This is a genomic window from Streptomyces sp. CBMA29, assembly GCF_014596445.1.
Lineage (GTDB): Bacteria > Actinomycetota > Actinomycetes > Streptomycetales > Streptomycetaceae > Actinacidiphila.
Genome location: NZ_MECL01000233.1, coordinates 24,641 through 41,586, shown reverse-complemented (window position 1 = coordinate 41,586; position 16,946 = coordinate 24,641). Strand labels below are relative to the sequence as shown.

At 60.7% G+C, this 16,946-nt stretch carries 17 protein-coding genes and 8 tRNA genes; 23 read left to right on the top strand and 2 right to left on the bottom strand.

The window, feature by feature from the left end; all coding sequences use genetic code 11:
• Positions 1-145: 145 nt before the first annotated feature.
• Positions 146-646 carry a response regulator transcription factor gene (locus BGM09_RS32590; protein WP_188285336.1) on the bottom strand — a complete coding sequence of 167 codons (501 nt, stop codon included), beginning with the start codon at positions 644-646 and terminating at the stop codon, positions 146-148.
• Positions 647-1,021: 375 nt separating this feature from the next.
• On the opposite strand from BGM09_RS32590, the gene BGM09_RS39270 reads away from it, so the two are divergent.
• The 19 genes from BGM09_RS39270 (at position 1,022) to BGM09_RS32495 (ending at position 9,410) form a co-directional block, all read left to right on the top strand.
• Complete coding sequence (locus tag BGM09_RS39270; protein WP_188285335.1) at positions 1,022-1,342, top strand: HNH endonuclease signature motif containing protein; 321 nt, start codon at positions 1,022-1,024, stop codon at positions 1,340-1,342.
• A 4-nt stretch (positions 1,343-1,346) separates the two neighbouring features.
• A tRNA-Gln gene (locus BGM09_RS32580) sits at positions 1,347-1,421 on the top strand.
• Position 1,422: 1 nt separating this feature from the next.
• Positions 1,423-1,495: transfer RNA gene (locus BGM09_RS32575), tRNA-Asn, on the top strand.
• Positions 1,496-1,574: 79 nt separating this feature from the next.
• Positions 1,575-1,652: transfer RNA gene (locus BGM09_RS32570), tRNA-Ile, on the top strand.
• 56 nt (positions 1,653-1,708) lie between these two features.
• Positions 1,709-1,779, top strand: a tRNA-Gly gene (locus BGM09_RS32565).
• 7 nt (positions 1,780-1,786) lie between these two features.
• A tRNA-Pro gene (locus tag BGM09_RS32560) sits at positions 1,787-1,859 on the top strand.
• A 63-nt stretch (positions 1,860-1,922) separates the two neighbouring features.
• Positions 1,923-1,995 (top strand) — tRNA-Val (locus BGM09_RS32555).
• A 26-nt stretch (positions 1,996-2,021) separates the two neighbouring features.
• Positions 2,022-2,092: transfer RNA gene (locus tag BGM09_RS32550), tRNA-Trp, on the top strand.
• Between the two features lie 33 nt (positions 2,093-2,125).
• A tRNA-Asp gene (locus BGM09_RS32545) sits at positions 2,126-2,199 on the top strand.
• A gap of 427 nt (positions 2,200-2,626) precedes the next feature.
• Positions 2,627-2,755: a hypothetical protein gene (locus BGM09_RS38650; RefSeq protein WP_262928437.1), complete on the top strand. Its 129-nt coding sequence runs from the start codon at positions 2,627-2,629 to the stop codon at positions 2,753-2,755.
• Between the two features lie 203 nt (positions 2,756-2,958).
• Positions 2,959-3,174, top strand: a complete 216-nt coding sequence (locus BGM09_RS38225; RefSeq protein WP_223187918.1) for a hypothetical protein — start codon at positions 2,959-2,961, stop codon at positions 3,172-3,174.
• 15 nt (positions 3,175-3,189) lie between these two features.
• Complete coding sequence (locus tag BGM09_RS38220; RefSeq protein WP_223187917.1) at positions 3,190-4,761, top strand: phage terminase family protein; 1,572 nt, start codon at positions 3,190-3,192, stop codon at positions 4,759-4,761.
• Positions 4,762-4,765: 4 nt separating this feature from the next.
• On the top strand, positions 4,766-6,223 hold the full coding sequence (locus BGM09_RS32525; RefSeq protein ID WP_188285333.1) for a phage portal protein: 1,458 nt from the start codon (positions 4,766-4,768) through the stop codon (positions 6,221-6,223).
• 29 nt (positions 6,224-6,252) lie between these two features.
• Entirely contained in the window at positions 6,253-6,858 is a 606-nt protein-coding gene (locus BGM09_RS32520) for a hypothetical protein (protein WP_188285332.1), read from the top strand.
• Positions 6,859-6,878: 20 nt separating this feature from the next.
• Complete coding sequence (locus BGM09_RS32515; protein ID WP_223187916.1) at positions 6,879-7,949, top strand: hypothetical protein; 1,071 nt, start codon at positions 6,879-6,881, stop codon at positions 7,947-7,949.
• A gap of 14 nt (positions 7,950-7,963) precedes the next feature.
• Positions 7,964-8,329 (top strand): hypothetical protein, encoded by a 366-nt coding sequence (locus BGM09_RS32510; RefSeq protein WP_188285331.1) that lies wholly within the window; start codon positions 7,964-7,966, stop codon positions 8,327-8,329.
• Positions 8,330-8,338: 9 nt separating this feature from the next.
• Positions 8,339-8,680 carry a hypothetical protein gene (locus tag BGM09_RS32505; protein ID WP_188285330.1) on the top strand — a complete coding sequence of 114 codons (342 nt, stop codon included), beginning with the start codon at positions 8,339-8,341 and terminating at the stop codon, positions 8,678-8,680.
• The gene (locus BGM09_RS32500) at positions 8,680-9,027 is read left to right on the top strand and encodes a hypothetical protein (RefSeq protein WP_188285329.1); all 348 of its coding nucleotides are present in this window, start codon (positions 8,680-8,682) and stop codon (positions 9,025-9,027) included. The genes BGM09_RS32505 and BGM09_RS32500 overlap by 1 nt, the downstream gene beginning before the upstream one ends.
• Positions 9,024-9,410, top strand: a complete 387-nt coding sequence (locus BGM09_RS32495; protein ID WP_188285328.1) for a hypothetical protein — start codon at positions 9,024-9,026, stop codon at positions 9,408-9,410. The genes BGM09_RS32500 and BGM09_RS32495 overlap by 4 nt, the downstream gene beginning before the upstream one ends.
• Here the strand turns inward: BGM09_RS32495 and BGM09_RS39265 are convergent.
• Positions 9,395-9,721 (bottom strand): GNAT family N-acetyltransferase, encoded by a 327-nt coding sequence (locus BGM09_RS39265; protein ID WP_188285327.1) that lies wholly within the window; start codon positions 9,719-9,721, stop codon positions 9,395-9,397. The genes BGM09_RS32495 and BGM09_RS39265 overlap by 16 nt on opposite strands.
• A gap of 71 nt (positions 9,722-9,792) precedes the next feature.
• On the opposite strand from BGM09_RS39265, the gene BGM09_RS32485 reads away from it, so the two are divergent.
• The 4 genes from BGM09_RS32485 (at position 9,793) to BGM09_RS32470 (ending at position 16,943) form a co-directional block, all read left to right on the top strand.
• Complete coding sequence (locus tag BGM09_RS32485; RefSeq protein WP_188285326.1) at positions 9,793-10,719, top strand: hypothetical protein; 927 nt, start codon at positions 9,793-9,795, stop codon at positions 10,717-10,719.
• 79 nt (positions 10,720-10,798) lie between these two features.
• A complete protein-coding gene (locus BGM09_RS32480) occupies positions 10,799-11,092 on the top strand; it encodes a hypothetical protein (protein WP_188285325.1) in 294 nt (97 codons plus the stop codon).
• A 430-nt stretch (positions 11,093-11,522) separates the two neighbouring features.
• The gene (locus tag BGM09_RS32475) at positions 11,523-15,941 is read left to right on the top strand and encodes a transglycosylase SLT domain-containing protein (protein ID WP_188285324.1); all 4,419 of its coding nucleotides are present in this window, start codon (positions 11,523-11,525) and stop codon (positions 15,939-15,941) included.
• A gap of 9 nt (positions 15,942-15,950) precedes the next feature.
• Positions 15,951-16,943: a phage tail domain-containing protein gene (locus BGM09_RS32470; protein WP_188285323.1), complete on the top strand. Its 993-nt coding sequence runs from the start codon at positions 15,951-15,953 to the stop codon at positions 16,941-16,943.
• Positions 16,944-16,946 lie beyond the last annotated feature (3 nt).

The following is a 16,946-nucleotide window of genomic DNA, read 5'->3' as shown; positions in this document are numbered from 1 at the left end:
ACAGTAACTCACGTCACAGGAACTGTCTCCCCAATAGCAAGTGTAAGCTACATCACTCGGCCTCCGTACAACCTCTAAAGGGTCTTGACAACGCAAAGACCCACCGGTAGACCGGTGGGTCTTTGCCTACTGCCGAGCTGCCATGTCACTCAGATAAGGGGGTCTCCTCGGGCAGCTCCAAGGGCTCCAAAACTTCCGCTTCCGGCTGGGGTTGGTCGGCAGGCCACCGAACGACCAGGCGGCCGTCCGAGGGGCGTCGAGGCACATAGGAGAAGGGCTGAGCGTCCTGGGCCTGGTACTGCAACACCGTGCCCTCGCGCTGGAGCCGCCTGCCGAAGTTCACCGCGTTCGTGAGCTGCCTGGCACTCAGCGTGTCGTCCCCCAGTCGATACCGCACCCACATGCGAAGGTACTGGATGGGGCTGAGACCGTGGTGGGCAATAGTGTCCGGGTCTGACCCAATCTTCCAGACTTGGCCGATCAGGTCGTTCGCCTGCGTAGTGAGCGGGCGACGCTTGATGTTGAGCTTGTCGAACCGGTAGTTGACCGCCTGGGGAGTCACCCCATACATCGCGGCGATCTCAGGGTTCTTCTTGCCCAACGCGTACAACTTCAGCAGCTCTGCGTCACTGGGGAGCGCAGCCATCTCTGAACCCCTCCCTGGGTGAGTGCGTGCCGTGCGTCCTCTACCGAGAGTAGCGGCCAGCCTCCCTTGTAGCAAGTCAAGCCGTCTACACATTTCGTTCACACTCTCACCTGTGACCCAGGTCTCACTTGTCCCTGGGGAGGCGGTTTGACGACACTCAGGACACATAGGTACTAAGTGAAACCAGTAAAGAAACAGCCTGGAAGTTTTAACCCTGGATAGTAAGTTACCAGTATGTTACTCCACGGAATCTACCTCCTAGTTGACTACTTGTTGAGGCTGCTTCGCTTCCAAGAATGAGTCCTGGGAGGTGAGCCTTGGACGCCAGATTCGAAACCGTCCAGGGCCCCACAGACGACAGTAACGGAGTTCACGGTGCCCAGAGCCAAATCAATTTGTCTGCGAGCCGGTTGCACTTCCGTCACTGTTCGGGACGGCCGCTGCGGTGATCACCAGGTGACGAAGAGTTGGGACCGTGTTTCGGCCCGAAACGCCACCAGGCCCCGGGACTGGCTGTCTCGCCGGGCCAAGGTGCTGGCCAGGGATCACTTCGCCTGTGTCCAGTGTGGCACCAGGACGGAGCTGGAGGTTGATCACATCGTCTCGGTGGCCCGAGGTGGGTCCTGGGATTTGGACAACCTGCAAACGCTCTGCCGACCTCACCACCGGCAGAAGACATACTACGAAGACAGATAATCTTTCCCCGTTGGTGTAATCGGCAACACGCTGGGCTCTGAACCCGGGGTCCGAGGTTCGAATCCTTGACGGGGAGCCAATCTCTGATAGCTCAACCGGCAGAGCGCCGGATTGTTAATCCGTCAGTTCCTGGTTCGAATCCAGGTCAGAGAGCACATCCCTTCGCGTGATAAAGGATCGCGCCATTGCCTCCGGCCGAGGTGGTACCGGTTCGACTCCGGTCGAAGGGGCTTTGCCTGTAGCTCAGTCTGGTTAGAGCACGCGCCTGATACGCGCGATGTCACCGGTTCGAGTCCGGTCAGGCAAACCATGCGGGTCGCGCCCGCAGGTCCCCGAAACTCCCCCTGATCAGGGGACGGAGGGGCGGTGTCCTTAGTTCAGCGGCCTAGAACTCCTCCTGCCCGGAGGAGACGCCGGTTCGAATCCGGCAGGACACACATACGACTGGTTGTAGCTCAGTAGGCAGAGCGCCGCATTTGGGATGCGGAGGCCGTAGGTTCGAGACCTGCCAATCAGACGAGGTGCCTGTGCCGTGCTAACACGGGACCCGGTTAGCCGTCCGGTGATCAAAACGGCGTTATGGCGTGTAGCTCAATTGGAAGAGCGGCGGTCCTACAAACCGCGGGTTGTCGGTTCGAGTCCGACCGGGCCAACTGCGGGGCGGAGACGTCTCGCCTTTGGGGTGTCGTCTAATGGCCAAGACAGCGGCTTCCAAACCCGCTTATGGGGGTTCGATTCCTCTCACCTCTGCGTCCCGAGTTCGAGTCTCGGTGGACTTACCTTGCTTCACTAGCTCAAGTGGTCAGAGCGCCCGCCTGTCGAGCGGGAGGCTACCGGTTCAAATCCGGTGTGAAGCGCACAATGCGGCCCCTCGGCCGTTAATCCGTCTTCTTCTGCTAAGCAAATGAAAACACCGAGGGGCCTTACTGTCCACGCCATATCGGGCCAGCCCGACCAGCCTACCAAGGTCTATCGGTCTCTCACATCCAGCTTGTGTTGGTGCCCGTCCCGTCCTTCGGAACGCTCCCACTCGTCATGCAGGGAAGTCCCGTTGGCGCCCCACCAGACCTCGTACCCACAGAGGTAACACTCGCCAGCCACGGTTCCCGCGCGCTGACACATCAGGGGTGCCCAGACCCACCCACGCGGGGTTTCGTCTCCTGACTCGCTCATGTCCGCAGGCTACACAACTGCGCTGGCGGCCTTTGGCCACATTCATTCATTCATTCAGGAGACCTCTTGAGCTGCGACGGACAGTGCCGCGCCTGCCCCTATGACTTCTGCGTGCCGGCCCCGCCAACCGCCAAGCCGAGCAAGGCAGCGGAGCGCCAGAACTGGCGGCAGGACGCTCTCTTCGAGCTGGAAGACCTCGGAGACCTCTACGGCATCGATACGAGTCAGGTGAGGCTGTGACCCGCGGACCCGCACCCAAGGACAACGCCGTTCGGCGCAACGCGCACCCTCACGCCACCGAACTGCCTGCCGTTGCCCAGCCCGGCCGGGAACTCCCCCGGGCTCTTGGCATCACCACGGCCGGAGCCAAGCGCTTCTGGAAGACGTGGTCGACCGCTCCTCAGACAGCCCGATGGGCTGAGACCGACTGGGCCGAGCTTGAGGTGACTACGAAGCTCGTGGATGCCCTCTACCTGGGCGATCTGAAGCTGGCCTCCGAGATCCGCATGAGGGTTGCCAAGTGGGGCGCCACCACTGAGGACAGGGCCAGGCTCCGCATGAAGTTCGAGGACCAGCCCGAGGACAGCGAGGGCCAGGCGCCCGGTGACTCCGACGAACCCAACTTGGACGAGGAGCTGTACAAACTGCTGAGTGAATGAATGAGGTGAGGACCCTTGCAGACTGGAAATCTGCCTGCGGGAGTCCCGAGCCCGAGGGAAACACTCGGGTACCAGATCATTCGCTGGGCCAAGAAGTACCTCGTCACACCGGACGGTGAAAAGGCCGGGGAGCCGTGGGAGTTCACCTCCGAGCAACTGCGGTTTGTCCTCTGGTTCTACGCCATCAATCCAGACGGAACATGGCAGTACGCAGCGGCCACACTCCGCCGTTCTAAGGGATGGGGCAAGACGCCTCTCCTTGCAGCTCTCGCAATCGTGGAGTTCCTGGGCCCGTGCCGCTTCTCGCACTTTGACGCCTTCGGCCTGCCTGTCGGCAAGCCCGTGCCACTGCCCGTTGTGCAGATCGGCGCGACCGCGCTTGACCAGACCGATCAGACTATGGAGTTCATCCGTGGTCAGCTCTCGGAATCTCCGGCTGAGGCGCACTACGGACTTGAGATCGGCAAGACTACGGTCCAATTCAAGAGCGGCAAGCCCGGCTCAATCAAGCCGCGGGCGACCGCCGGCCGAACCAACGAGGGCAACCGCCCGACTTTCGTCCTCATGGACGAGGTCCATCACTGGGTGGGCTCGAATGGCGGCCCTGACTTCTATCAGGTGCTCAAGCGCAACGTTGAGAAGACGACGAAGGCTGGCTCTCGGTGGGTGACTACCACCAACGCTTACAACCCGAATGAAGACTCGGTGGCTCAGCAGATACACGAATCAGAGATGGTTCGGATGGGGATTTGGCTGTACGACTGCCTCGAAGGCTCGATTGCCGTTGAGGAGATCCGGGATGCGGATGCAGTCCGCAAGGCGCTGATAGAGGCGTACGGGGATGCTACCTGGGCCGACATTGAGGGCCTGACCCGTACGATCTTGTTTGACCGTACGACTCCGGACTCAACGTACTGCCGGTTCTACTTCAACCAGATTGCTGAGTCCTCCGATGGCTGGATGTCCAAGCCTGAGTGGGATTCCTGCCTGGATGAAGAGGACCCCATCCAGCCGGGCGACCAGATCGCCTTGGGATTCGACGGGTCTATTCGTGGAGACGCTACCGGCCTTGTTGGATGCCGTCTCCGAGATGGTCGCCTCTTCGTTCTAGGCGTCTGGGAACGACCGGACAACGCAAAGCCCGATTGGGAAGTAGACGTTCTCGCGGTCGAGGCCGCGGTGCTCAATGCGTTCAAGACCTACCACGTTGAGTGGATGTACGGAGACCCGCCTTACTGGCAAGAAGCTCTTGGTCGATGGGCCATTGCCCAAGCCAAGGCCGGCATCGACTACGTCTTCGAGTTCTGGACCAACAAGCCGACCCGCATGGTTCAGGCAGTCGAAAGATTTCGTTCTGCGGTCACGGTCAATGACCTGTCGCACGACGGTAATACCGACCTCACGCGTCATGTGCTTCAGGCCGTGACCCGTGAGGTCCCACAAGGACTCCTCATCCAGAAGGACAGTCCGCGTTCCAAAAGGAAGATCGACCTTGCTGTGTGCGCTGTCCTCGCGTTCGAAGCGAGGGCCGACGCGATAGCAGATGGACGAATGAAGGTCCGTCGCTCAAGAGTGATGGGCTGGTGAGTACATGGCAGACGACAAGACCGCGGTGGTTGCATCCATCCCGAACACCCCGTTGCTGTGGGTCGAGTTCCTGTTCAGCAAGCTGGCGTGGAACCGGGACAAGTACCGGATGTTCACCTCCTACTACGACGGTCAGCACCAGAAGCTTGTGTTCTCCCAGGCCCGCCACAAGGGCCAGTTCGCGCAGATATTTGAGCGGTGGCAGGACAACTTCTGCGGCCTGATCATCGACTCGGTCAATGAGCGCATGGGCATCGACGGCTTCCGTATGACGGACGAGCCGGATGCAGACAAGGACGCTCGGGACATCTGGCAGCGCAACTTCATGGACTCGGAGAGCAACGCTGCTCACATCGACGCCATGGTTCAGGGCGCCGCGTACGCAGTCGTCTGGGGGACCTCGGACGGACAACCCGTCATCAGCATGGAGTCCGCCAACCACGTCGTGATTCAGTACAAGCCCGGCAGCCGCCGAGACATCGAGGCCGGCGCCAAGTTCTTCGTAGACGACTGGGGCCGTGACTGGGCAACGCTCTGGTGGAACGGCCGCGTGTACGTCTTCGCCCAGGGCACGTTCGGTTGGGCCAGCTCGGAGCCAGAGGGCGTACCCAACCCTCTGGACCAAGTCCCCATCGTCCCCATCAACAACCGGTCCCGGCTTGTAGACAACCCGGTCTCCGACCTGCTGAACGTCATCCCGCTCCAGGACGCGGTCAACAAGACCGTCAGTGACGCGCTGCTTGCCAGCGAGTTTGCGGCCTGGCCCCAGCGGTGGGTCACCGGCCTGGAGATCGTGGAGGACGCGGACGGCCGTCCACTGGAGCCGTTCAAGGTCGCCGTGGACAAGTTGCTTCAAGCGGAGAACGCCGAAGTGCGGTTCGGCCAATTCGAGGCCGCGGACCTTTCCAACTATGTCGCGCTGACCGACATGCTTGTGCAGCATCTCGCGTCTACGAGCCGCATCCCCTTCCACTACTTCCTGAATGGTGGAACCGTCCCATCGGGCGAGTCCATCACTGCTGCGGAAGCCGGGCTGATAGCCAAGACACGTGAGCGCATGCTGCACTTCGGAGAGGCGTGGGAATCCGTAATGCGGCTCTGCTTCAAGGTCATGGGCGACCCTCGCCAAGATGCGTGGGGTGCAGAGGTCATCTGGCGCGACCCTGAGAACCGGACCGAATCTCAGCACATTGACGCTCTGCTGAAACTGAAGATGATCGGTGTTCCGATAGACCAGCTTCTCAGCGATGCGGGCTACACCCCTCAGCAGATTGCACGGTTCGCAACCATGCGTGAGGACGACGCCAAGGCCGCAATGGAACTAGCGTCGAAGTATCCGAATCCGGAACTCCAACCGAAGCAGGACCCAGCGGCGCTCGACGCCAAGAAGACTGCCAGCAAGCCCCCGCAGGGGAATGCTGGTAACACGACCCGAAAGGCTGTGGACCCGGTGAAGGGCTGACCCTTCATCCGTTTCTGAGGCTCACCGAAATGGTGAGTCTTTTTTTCATGCCAAAAATCCGAAATGGATGGATCAACATGCCAGAAGAGAACACCCCCTCCACTGATGCCACCACCCCGCCTCTCGACGGCCCAACAGTCGAATCGCTACAGGCAGAGGTAGATAAGTGGAAGGCAATGAGCCGGACCAACGAAAAGCGGTGGCAGGACGTTTCCGCTGAGCGAGACACGCTCAAGCAATCCACGCTCACCGATTCGGACAAGGCTCTTGAGGCTGCCAGGACGGAAGCGCGGAATGCGGCTCTCGCCGAGTACGGCAGCAAGCTCGCCGAGGCGGAACTACGCGCCAAGGCGGCCTCCGAGGGTGTCCCGCTCCCCGACTCCCAGTTCATCAACCTGAACCAGTTCCTTGGTCAGGACGGAACGGTGAACGCAGAACTCATCGGGACGTTCGTCTCTTCGCTGCCCAAGCCGGCCACAGCCCCTACCTACGCGCAGGGAATTGGCCTCGGTCGCCAGGGATCTGGAGCTGTCGGACAGCTCTCCCAGGCGGACCTTTCCAACATGTCCGCGAAGGAAATCAACGAAGCCCGCAAGGCGGGAAAGCTCGATCACCTTCTGCGAGGCACCTCCTGACAAAACCGTGAGGTAACCCCATGGCATTTTACAATTCCCCCGGCAACAACGCCAGTGCTGGCCAGCTCCAGGATGCTACCGGCGGGCAGTTCATTCCCGAGATTTGGGAAGCCCAGACCATCCAGGACATTGAGGAGAACCTAGTTCTCGCTCAGTCCCCTTTCACCAACCGTACTTACGAAGGCCAGTTCCAGCGTGAGGGCGACGTTGTTCGTATCCCGCACTTCGTTGACGGGACCGTGACTGACAAGGGTCTCGTGAAGGCGTACGGGACTGTCGGCACTCGTGACCGAGCCCAGCTTGAGTACATGAAGATGACGGTCGGCAAGGGTTCGAGCTTCAACCTTGAGATCGACAGCCTTCACCAGCTCCAGACCAAGAGCGGCATCGACCTGATGAGCAACCTCGTTGCCCAGCGGGCGCGTGCTACGGCTCTGGCGATTGACGAGCTGGTTGCGCTCACCGTGCTTGCCGGCCTACAGGGCAAGGACCTGAACGGCGCGGCCGACCGGAACGCAACCGTCACCGGCCTGCCTGCCCTGGAGCTGGGTGCGATCAGCACTGTCCAGGCGGCTCAGGTCGACCGCCCGGCCGCCGAGGTTCTGTCCGTGTACGACTACGTAGTCTCGATGCTTGAGGTGATGGACACCCGGAGCGCTCCGCAGGACCGATGGATCTTCGTTTCGCCTCGGATGCGGTCACTGCTGCTTCGTGACCCCAAGTTCATCGACGCCAGCCAGCACGGCGGTGGCGGCTCGGTCGTGGCCACGGGCCAGATCGGCACCATCCTCGGCCTGCCGGTGCAGATCGCCAATTCCCTTGGCAACCACACCCGGCCGACGTCGCCCGTCATCAAGAAGGGCAACCAGAAGTTCGAGAGCGTTGACCTGTTCATGGGCTCGACCGCGGCCGTCTCGGTTGTGATGCCGTTCGCCGAGATGATCCCGTACCAGCCCGAGGACACGTTCACCTCGGCCATCAAGTCTCGCGTCATCTACGACGCGAAGATCACCCGTCCCGAGCAGCTTCTGATTGCTCAGGGCGTCGAGGCGGAGATCAACACTCACAACGCTGCGGTTGCTGGCTCCTGATCGGAGGTATCCGCATGGCATTTGCCACGGTGGAGGATGTGGCCGCCCGTCTGGGGCGGCCCATCGCCGATTCGGAAACTCCGAGGTTCCAAGCTCTCCTGGACGATGTCTCGGCTTTGATCGCGGACTACTGCACGGCGAATAACTGGACGATGGACAGCCCTCCAGCCACCTTCAAGGCCGTAGCAGCAGCGGAGGCTATTCGCTGGTCTGCGGTAGATCCCGGCGTAGTGCTGGAGCGGACGGGCGAGATGGAGACGCAGTACGGCGTGACTGCGTCCAATAACGAACTGTCTCAGGCGGCCAGGAACTCCCTGAGCAAGTACCGGCTGAAAGCCACGACCATCAGCGTTCGTGAGACCCAATGCCCACCTGAGTGAGGAGCGCCCATGAGTCACATGACAGATTGGGTCGAAGTGCATCGCGCACCGATTATCGCGGATGCCTACTCCAATCACCGTGACTGGGATCAGTCGGAAATCGTGTGGTCCGGCTGGGCTTCGGTCCAGCCGGCCATCACACAGCCATCCTCTCGGGGCGGGTCACACCTGCCGACCAAGGAAACCGAGGACGAGCGGGTCAAGGTATTCCTTCCTCCCACTGCGGACATTCTTCCGAGTGATCGGATCTGGTCCGACGACGACGTTTACACCGTGGACTCCATTCCCGGTGACTTCCGTAAGCGACAGCTTCCCCACATCCGTGTACTGGCTTGGAGGGCGATCCCCTGATGAGCAAGTTCACGCTGCGGCTGGATAAGAACTGGGAGTACGAGGTGCTTCGCTCTCCAGTCGCCAAGGATCTGGTGGAAGAGAAGACAGCCGAGGTTACGCATAACGCGATCAAGGAAGCACCGCGGGCCAGCGCCACGAAGGGCAACTGGAACCAGATCAAGAAGAACATCGACGGCTTCGTATCCGAAGACGAAATGGGCTGGTTCGGAAACGTCGTGCTTGAGGTTGAGAGCCATGTGCGTCACGCGGTCCGGCTCGAACTCGGCTGGAAGGACAAGAAGGGGCGTCGGCATCCTGGCCGAATGTATCTGAAGAAGGCGCTGGAGAGGACACGGATTGAATGAAGGTCGATCCCATTGACATCATCTTCCAGTACCTCAACTCCCTTCCGGAAATCCCGGCTGGAGCCCCGACCGGTGATCTAGTCGGGCGCAAGGTCGGAGACACCACCATTTGTCTTTACAACTCCGGTGGCTTCCGCATAGTCCGAGATCGCATGGACCGCGTAGACATCGAATACGACGTGTATCACACGGACCGCGCTCAAGCGGCCGGCCTCGCACTGCTCACCCGTGAGTTCCTGCTGGAGGATCTGCCCGGTAAGACGATTGCAGGTGTGGATGTCCTGGACGTGGACGACATCTCGATTCCTAGGTACCTGCCCGATGAGGATTCTCGTGAGCACGTGTACGGCGGAGAAGTTGCCATCTTCTACGTGGAAACCTGAGGCAGTCGGCACATCGTTTCGGGATCAGTAGTCCCGTCGCTTGAAAGGCTTTCGAATCCGTACCGCCTGTACCAGCTCACAAGCTGTTTGAAAGTGAGTCCGTTAGGGCCGGGTTCAACAGAAAGCATGATTGCGACCCCATCCTGGTCCGCTTCGGTAGTGACCATCCGAAGGATCTCGCTACCCCACCCCTTGCCTTGATGTTCAGGCCATACCGCTATTTCGGTCAAAATCGCTGGCCTGTGCCCGTCCGGGTCGAGAAGCAAACTCACTGAGGCGGCTCCGGCGTAGAGCGCGTAAACGGGATTCATGTGCCGCACCCTATCAAATCTCAGCTCCCGGCTCGGGGGCTTTTTTGTTTCCCCGATTTAGGAGTTTCCACATGGCTAATGACCCCCAGAAGATTCGCTTTGCCCCGCACGGCGGCATCTACATGGCACCTGCCCCTGACGGCACTGCCAGCGGGACCAAGCTCCCCGACCTGGTAGGCGACGGTGTGACCGCGCCAGCCGGTTACAAGTCCTTCGGCTACGTGACCGAAGACGGCGTGACCATCACTCCGGCCATCCAGACCAACCCTGTCACCGTCTGGCAGTCGGCCGTACCCGTCCTCTACAACGTCCAGTCGGCGAGTTTCCAGGTGGCGGCGACGCTCCAGGAAGTCAACCAGTTGACCACCGAACTTTTCTTCGGCGCGAAGTGGGTTGCCGTCGAGGACGACCAGGGCCAGCCCACCGACAACTACCGGCTCGACCTGTCCAGCACTCCGGACTTGACGGAAATCTCCCTCGTCGTGGACTGGAGCCAGAACGGCATCCTGTACCGTTCGGTGATCCCCCGCGCGATGATCTCGGATCGGGGCGCGATCCAGCTTCAGCGCACCAACAACCAGCAGTACCAGCTCACGATTGACGCGCTGGACTACAACGGCAGCCTCGGTTACGTGCTGACCAACGACGACATCCTTGGCGCTGGTGGCGCTCAGACTCCGCCGCAGAATTTCTCGGTAGACGTGACCGTGCCGAACTCGACCACCAACGACGGCACCACGGCATCTTGGGGCGTGAAGGTCCAGACCCACAACCAGGCCGGCCCGGTAACGGTGTCTCTGCTCCGCGCGGACAACTCGGCCTGGGACGCGATGGGTTCCCCGCTACAGGCTGACGGCTCCCTCACTGTGACCGTTCCGTCCGGCTCGGAGAACGCCGAGATCAAGGTGAACCACGCGGGTGTTGACCTGTGCTTCGCGGTTGGGGACAACACCGCCGTGGCCACCGTCAAGACCTCCTGCACGGTCGCCGGTTCCTGAGGCTTCACCCCCTGCCGGGGAGGGTTCGCAATCCCCGGCCTCTCTCACCTCTCGCCCCTTGCCTCCACTGGAGTTCTGCATGCCACCTGTTGCAAAGAAGACTGCTGCTGCCAAGCCCGCTGCCGCTGTCGCCGCTGAGGCGGAGGCCACTGAGCAGCCGACCGTGTTCGAGCACCGCGGAATCACCTTCACCGTGCCGCACCCGCTAGACCTCCCGCTGGAGCTGCTTGAGGCCGAGGACGAACTTGAGGCCGTGCGCCTGGTCGTCGGCGAGGAGTCGTGGACTGCGTACCGCGCAACCAAGCCGACCATCCGCGACTTCCAGGCCCTCACCGAAAAGGTCAACACCGCTCAGGCCGGCTCGGGAAACTGATCGGGACCGTCTACGTCATCAGGGAATTCCAGGACGAGCTTGAAGCAGACCTCAAGGAGTTCTTTGGGGTCGATCTCCTGGACCTGTGGCGTAGACGGCTGTCTCTTCGCTCAATCCACGTGTACATCAAGTCTCTCTTGCACAAGCCGGGTAGGTCAGTCCTTCTCGGCGTGATGGACGAGACCCATCAGTGGGGTACCACTGAGCATTTGCTCGCTCGGGTTTCTGATGCCCTTGAGCTTTCGAATTACCTCTTCCTCAAGGCGAATCTCTCCGATGCGTCTGCCTCGGACCGCCTCCCTGTCCCGTTGCCGCTCCCGCGGCCGGGTGAACCAGAAGTTGAACAGGCGGAGCCTGACCTTGAGTTCGCAACAGGAGAGGAGCTGTCGGACTTCTTCGCTCAGATGAGCCAAATCTAGGGAGGCCAGTGATGGCTACTACTGGCCGTGCACCCATCAAGATCGGCTCTGGCTATATTGAGATCAACACCCAGCTCTCCAAGAAGTCGCTGAACAAGTTCCGGTCTGACATCACCAAGCAGATGGAAAGGGTGGGCGACGAGGCCGGTAAGGCTTTCTCGGGCTCAGTGGAGAAGGGTCTCTCAACTCTACCTGGCGCGGTTGCCAAGATTGCCCGGAAGACCAAGGAGAACTTGGAGGCGGAATCTAAGGATTCCGCTGAGACGATCGCCAAGATTGAAGCCAATCTGACGAAGCAGTTCGGTGCGGAGGCTGCCAAGCGGTTTGCTGAAGCCCGGAAGTTGGAGGAAGAGAAGCAGGCGCTTGCCTCGGAGACTTCCACCGTCACCATGAAGGCGCTCCAAACCACCGTCGCTCAGGAGACGGCCGCCGCTGCTGAGCGGTCGAGGGCCAGTGTGACGGCGGAGCGGGCCATGCAGGCTGCCGCACGGGAAACCGCGGCTGTACAGGAGAAGGCCGCACGGGAAGCGACAGCCCAGCAGCAGGCCGCCATCAAGGCGACTGCCAGCGCTCAGCTCACTGCCCAGAAGCAGTTCCTTCGGGACCAGATCGAGCAGCAGACGGCCGTACGCACCAACCTGCGCGCCCAGCTCGCCGAGGCCAACACCACAGCGGCCGGCATCACGACGGTGCAGACCACGGCGCTACGCCGGTTCACCACCAACGCCGACAAGTCCCTTGGTGAAGTCGGTACCCGCATGACCGAGACCGGCGCTCTCATCACGTCCAAGATCACGCTGCCGATGACGATTGCGGCTGGCGTGTTCGCCGACTTCGGTATCAAGTCGGCTGACTCGATGATCCAGGCCCAGAGGTCCTTGGAGTCTATTGGTCTCACGATCAAGGACACGACCGTCCTGCTGAAAGAAATGACTCAGTACGGTATTCAGACCCCGTACTCCGTTCAGGATGTCATCACGGCCGGCACGCGGATCACGCGTTCCGTGGCCTCTCACGACCCGGGTATCAACTCCAAGAACCCGAAAGTGAAAAACGCCGCTTCCCAGCGCGTTTCCGACAAGGCTCAAGCCATCACGCAGATGATCGGTGACCTTGCCGCCTTCGGCGGCATCACTGACCCGACCATTGTTAATAATGGCTACAGGGCCATCGAACTCTTGATGGAGCAGGGCCGCGTAAACACGCGTAACGTCAGGCAGCTCACCCAGTCAACGAACCTCCCAACTCAGGAACTGGCAAACCTACTTGGATTCGAGGACACCCCTTATAGCAAGCAGGAGATCGCTGACCTGAAGAAGGCCGGTCGCAAGAACCCTCCGAAGGTGAACCAGGCGTCCTCCCAATTGCTCGCCTTCATCGCCGCATCCGCCAAGAACGGCGGTATCTCGGGTGATGAACTCACGGATGCGCTTCTACAGCGATGGTCCAAGAGCCCTAACCTGAAGGGCGCCGCAGGCCGTATTGGTGCGGCCACGATCAGTGGACGCCTCGCCCAGTTCAAGGAACAGTCCGAGTATTCGCTTGGAAAGCTGTTCTACAACAACAAGGGTCCTGGTGGTCAACTCCAGTATTCCGGACTCGGTACTGCCATCATGGGCACCCGGAATGCCAAGACCGGCCAGTACGAGGGCGGCCTACTCGGTCAGTTGACCGATATCGGCAAGAACTCGCTGCCGACCATTCAGAAGTTGCTCAAGCAGTTCATCAGCGGTATCTCGATCTTCGTCGGAGTGCTGGACAAGATATCGAAGCTGCTGAAGGCCCACCCCGAGATTGCCAAGATCGTCTTGTCCATCGCCAAGTGGGCTGCCCTGATCGCGCCCATCATGATCGGGCTCGGTGCCCTGGCGAAGATCAGCTCCGGTCTACTCAAACTGTCCAAGACGGGCCTCAAGGCTGTCACTGCCCCGATCCGGGCCGCCCGCGGTGCCTCGCGCACGGTGTCTCAGGTGCGTGCCGGCCTCGCCAGCCGTCGAGCTGGTGACGGGTTCCGCAGTGGCTACCGCGACCGGCGGACCGCAGTGCACAACGGTGGCCAGTCCCCGAATGCTGCGAACTCCGAAGTTGACCGCCTCGGCCGCCAGGTCCAGGCGGCAGACGACCACCTCAAGGATCTGCAAAACCGGCTGAAGGAGGTCAACCGGACCAAGCTCAGCGATGTCATCGCAGAGATGTCCGGTCAAGGCAGGGCCAACGTGGCTGCCGCCGCACAGGCGGCACAGACCCAGGTCCACCAGGTCCAGACCGAGGGCATCGAACCTCTCAACCGGTCCAAGCTCACGGCCGTTCAGCAGGAGATCGACACCACGCGCACGAAGGTGGACGCGCTCTGCCTCGCGGTGAAGGACGCATCCCACGACGTGGGCAAACTGGACGACGCAAAGCTCACCAAGCTGAAGGTCACCGTGTCCTCGGCTCATGGTGTGGTGAACGACCTGGACGACAAGGTCAAGAACACGGCCCTGTCGGTGGGCGACCTGGACAAGAAGAAGCTCGATGCCGTCCAGGCACAGTTCAAGGATCTCGGCTCGACGGTGGACACCACCTCGGGCAAGGTCGGGCACGGGAACGGTGACCACCTCGTAGGCCGCGTGCACGGGCTCAACGGTCTGTCGCTCAGCAGCATCCAGGGAGAGTTCCGCACCCTCACCGGAGACATCAACGACGCCTACAAGGCGGTTGGTGCCACCAAGATCGCCGGAACCCTGGCAGGCCGGATTTACAACCTCAACCGCCTGTCGCTCGGCAGCATCAGGGGCCAGGTCGACCAGCTCACCACTGCCCTCGGGCACGCGAGCGACAAGGCCAAGGCACTTGGTGACGATCTCGACAGGATCGGCGACAACGTCAACCTTCCCAACGACGGAAGCGGCGGCGGCAACAACAAGGGCAAGAAGAAGAAGCTCTCCACGGGCGGTGTGCTTCCTGGCTACTCGCCAGGTGTCGACACCATCCCAGCAATTCTCTCGCCTGGTGAGGCTGTTCTACGCCCCGAAGTGACGAAGGCACTCGGCGCCGAACGAATTAATTCCTGGAACCGGGCTGCAATTTCGGGGCGCGTCCAGCGGTTCTCCGGTGGCGGCATCGCCGCGCACTCCGGCTTGGACAAGATCTCGGCCCTGTTGAAACTGGAGAACATCTGGCCTCTCGTTCCCCCGACTGTCGGCACCATGAGCATGGACGCCAGCACGGATGCAATCGGTGGACGTGCACAGGACGGAATTCTTGCAAGTGGAAGCCGCACGGCTGTCGCTCTCGGAAACAACATGGCTGGCCGATTCAGTGGCATGTACGACTTCGCCACGAATGAAATGTGGAAGCTACTTCGGAAGCTCCCCCTTCCTGATGGACTCTCGCAGGCAATTGGTATCGTAGGCGGCGCCCTCGCGCCGACACTGAGCGGCTACTTCTCAGATGACATCTGGCACGGCTCGGGAAACATCATTCACCGAGGCGAGAAGTTCCTTGATGACACGTTCTCCCTGAAGACCCTCACCTCCACCGGTAAGGGCCTCGTCGGGGGGGTGTGGGAATCCCTGAAATCTATCCTGAGTTCAGGCAAGGACATCTTTACAGACCCGCTTGGGTCTGCGAAGCAGGCCATTTCGACTCTGTACGACTACAGCATGGCCAACGTCGATCAGGTAGTTGGCATGGTCAAGGCCGTAAAGTCCATGGTGAATTCACCTGGTGAGTACGCAGGCAATGTCCTGAATGATGAGTGGTCTTCTGCCAAGGCGGCCCTTCCGAACACGAAGGGCCTGTTCGACTTCGGCGACCGCGACAGCGTCAAGAGCAAGGGGCCGGACCTTGACTCGATCTTCTCGACCGCTGTTCCTGGCGGCCCGAAGATCATGCGCTGGCTTCCTGATGTGAAGCGGGTTCTTAGTGATCTGCATCTCGACCCTGGATATGCGGACCTGATTCTCCAGCGAATCACGCTGGAGTCAGGCGGTAATCCCAACGCTGTAAACAACTGGGATAGCAATGCAAAGGCCGGACATCCGTCCATGGGCCTCATGCAGACAATCCAGAGCACGTTCGACACCTACTCTGGGCCCTACAAGTCTCTTGGCATCTTGAACGGTCTGGCGAATATCTACGCGGGTCTGAACTACGCCATTCACCGCTACGGGTCCAGTTGGCCTTCGGTGCTATCCAGTAATCACGGTTACTGGCGGGGGACACTTTCGGCTTCTCCTGGGCTCGCTCTGGTTGGAGAGCGAGGTCCCGAGCTTGTCAATTTCGGTAGCGGCGGCGCCCGGGTCTACAGCAACCAGGACACCATGCAGATGCTCAATGGACCTTCTAGGAACTACGAGATTCACATTCACGAGGCGAAGTCTGAGGACACCACTCAGGCAACCATGCGCGCACTGAAGTACATGGAGAACCTGTACGGCATCTAAGGAGTTTCTATGCCGATCCCCGCAGTCAAGGGCCTTGGAGACCCCAACGTCCCCGGTGCCTCACCGATCCCCCCGCAGCGGGTTCACTGGCAAAACACCTTCGTGTCGATCACGGGTTCAAACGGTCAGGGGGAGGAGATCCCCCTGACCGGCCTCGTGTCTAAGGACTGGCCGGCCATCATCATGCAGCCGGGAGCAACCGGCCTCGACACTCCTCCGTGGGAACTGCATTCCGAGGATTCTCCCAATCTCGACGGCGGAATGTTCCGCGGGGCCAGGGCTAATCAGCGGGAAATCATGATCCCCGTGTTCATCTACGGTGTTGACCGGAAGACGGTCATTGATCTCAAGCGCAAAATGATTGCCGCGCTCAACCCGCGAAACGGCTACTGCATTCTGAAGTTCACGGAATCTGACGGCCAGCCTCGGTACCTCTATGCCTATTACAAGGCTGGCATGGAGGGTAATGAAAGCGAGGACACCGCTGGATTCAAGTGGGTGAAGTACGGCATTCAGATGACTGCCTTCGACCCCTGGTACTACTCGGACACGCTCCAGGTGGCCGAGTGGACTTTCGGTGTAGGTCAGCCGTTCTTCGGAGCTACCAGGTTCCTGCCCTTCGCTATGAGCGTGGGCCTGCCTCAGACCAGCGTCCTCCCGGTTGTCAATCCCGGCGACATCGAGGCTTGGCCCGTGTGGGAGATCGCAGGTCCCGTTAATTCATTCATGCTCACCAACGCAGCAGGCGAATCGTTTGGAATTCCGGCCCAGCAGAGCGGCGGGCAGGCCGTGCCAACCGGTCGCACTCTGACGATCGACACGCGCCCCGGCTTCAAGACGCTCAAGGACGACCAAGGCGCGAATTATTACGGTCTTCTCGCATCCAACCCACAACTCTGGAGCGTTCCGGCCGGTAATTCCAGCATCCAAGTCGATCTGGTTTCCGGGGGCGGCACTGCCGATGTCCGCATGACGTTGACTCCACGTTACGACAGTTATTGAGGT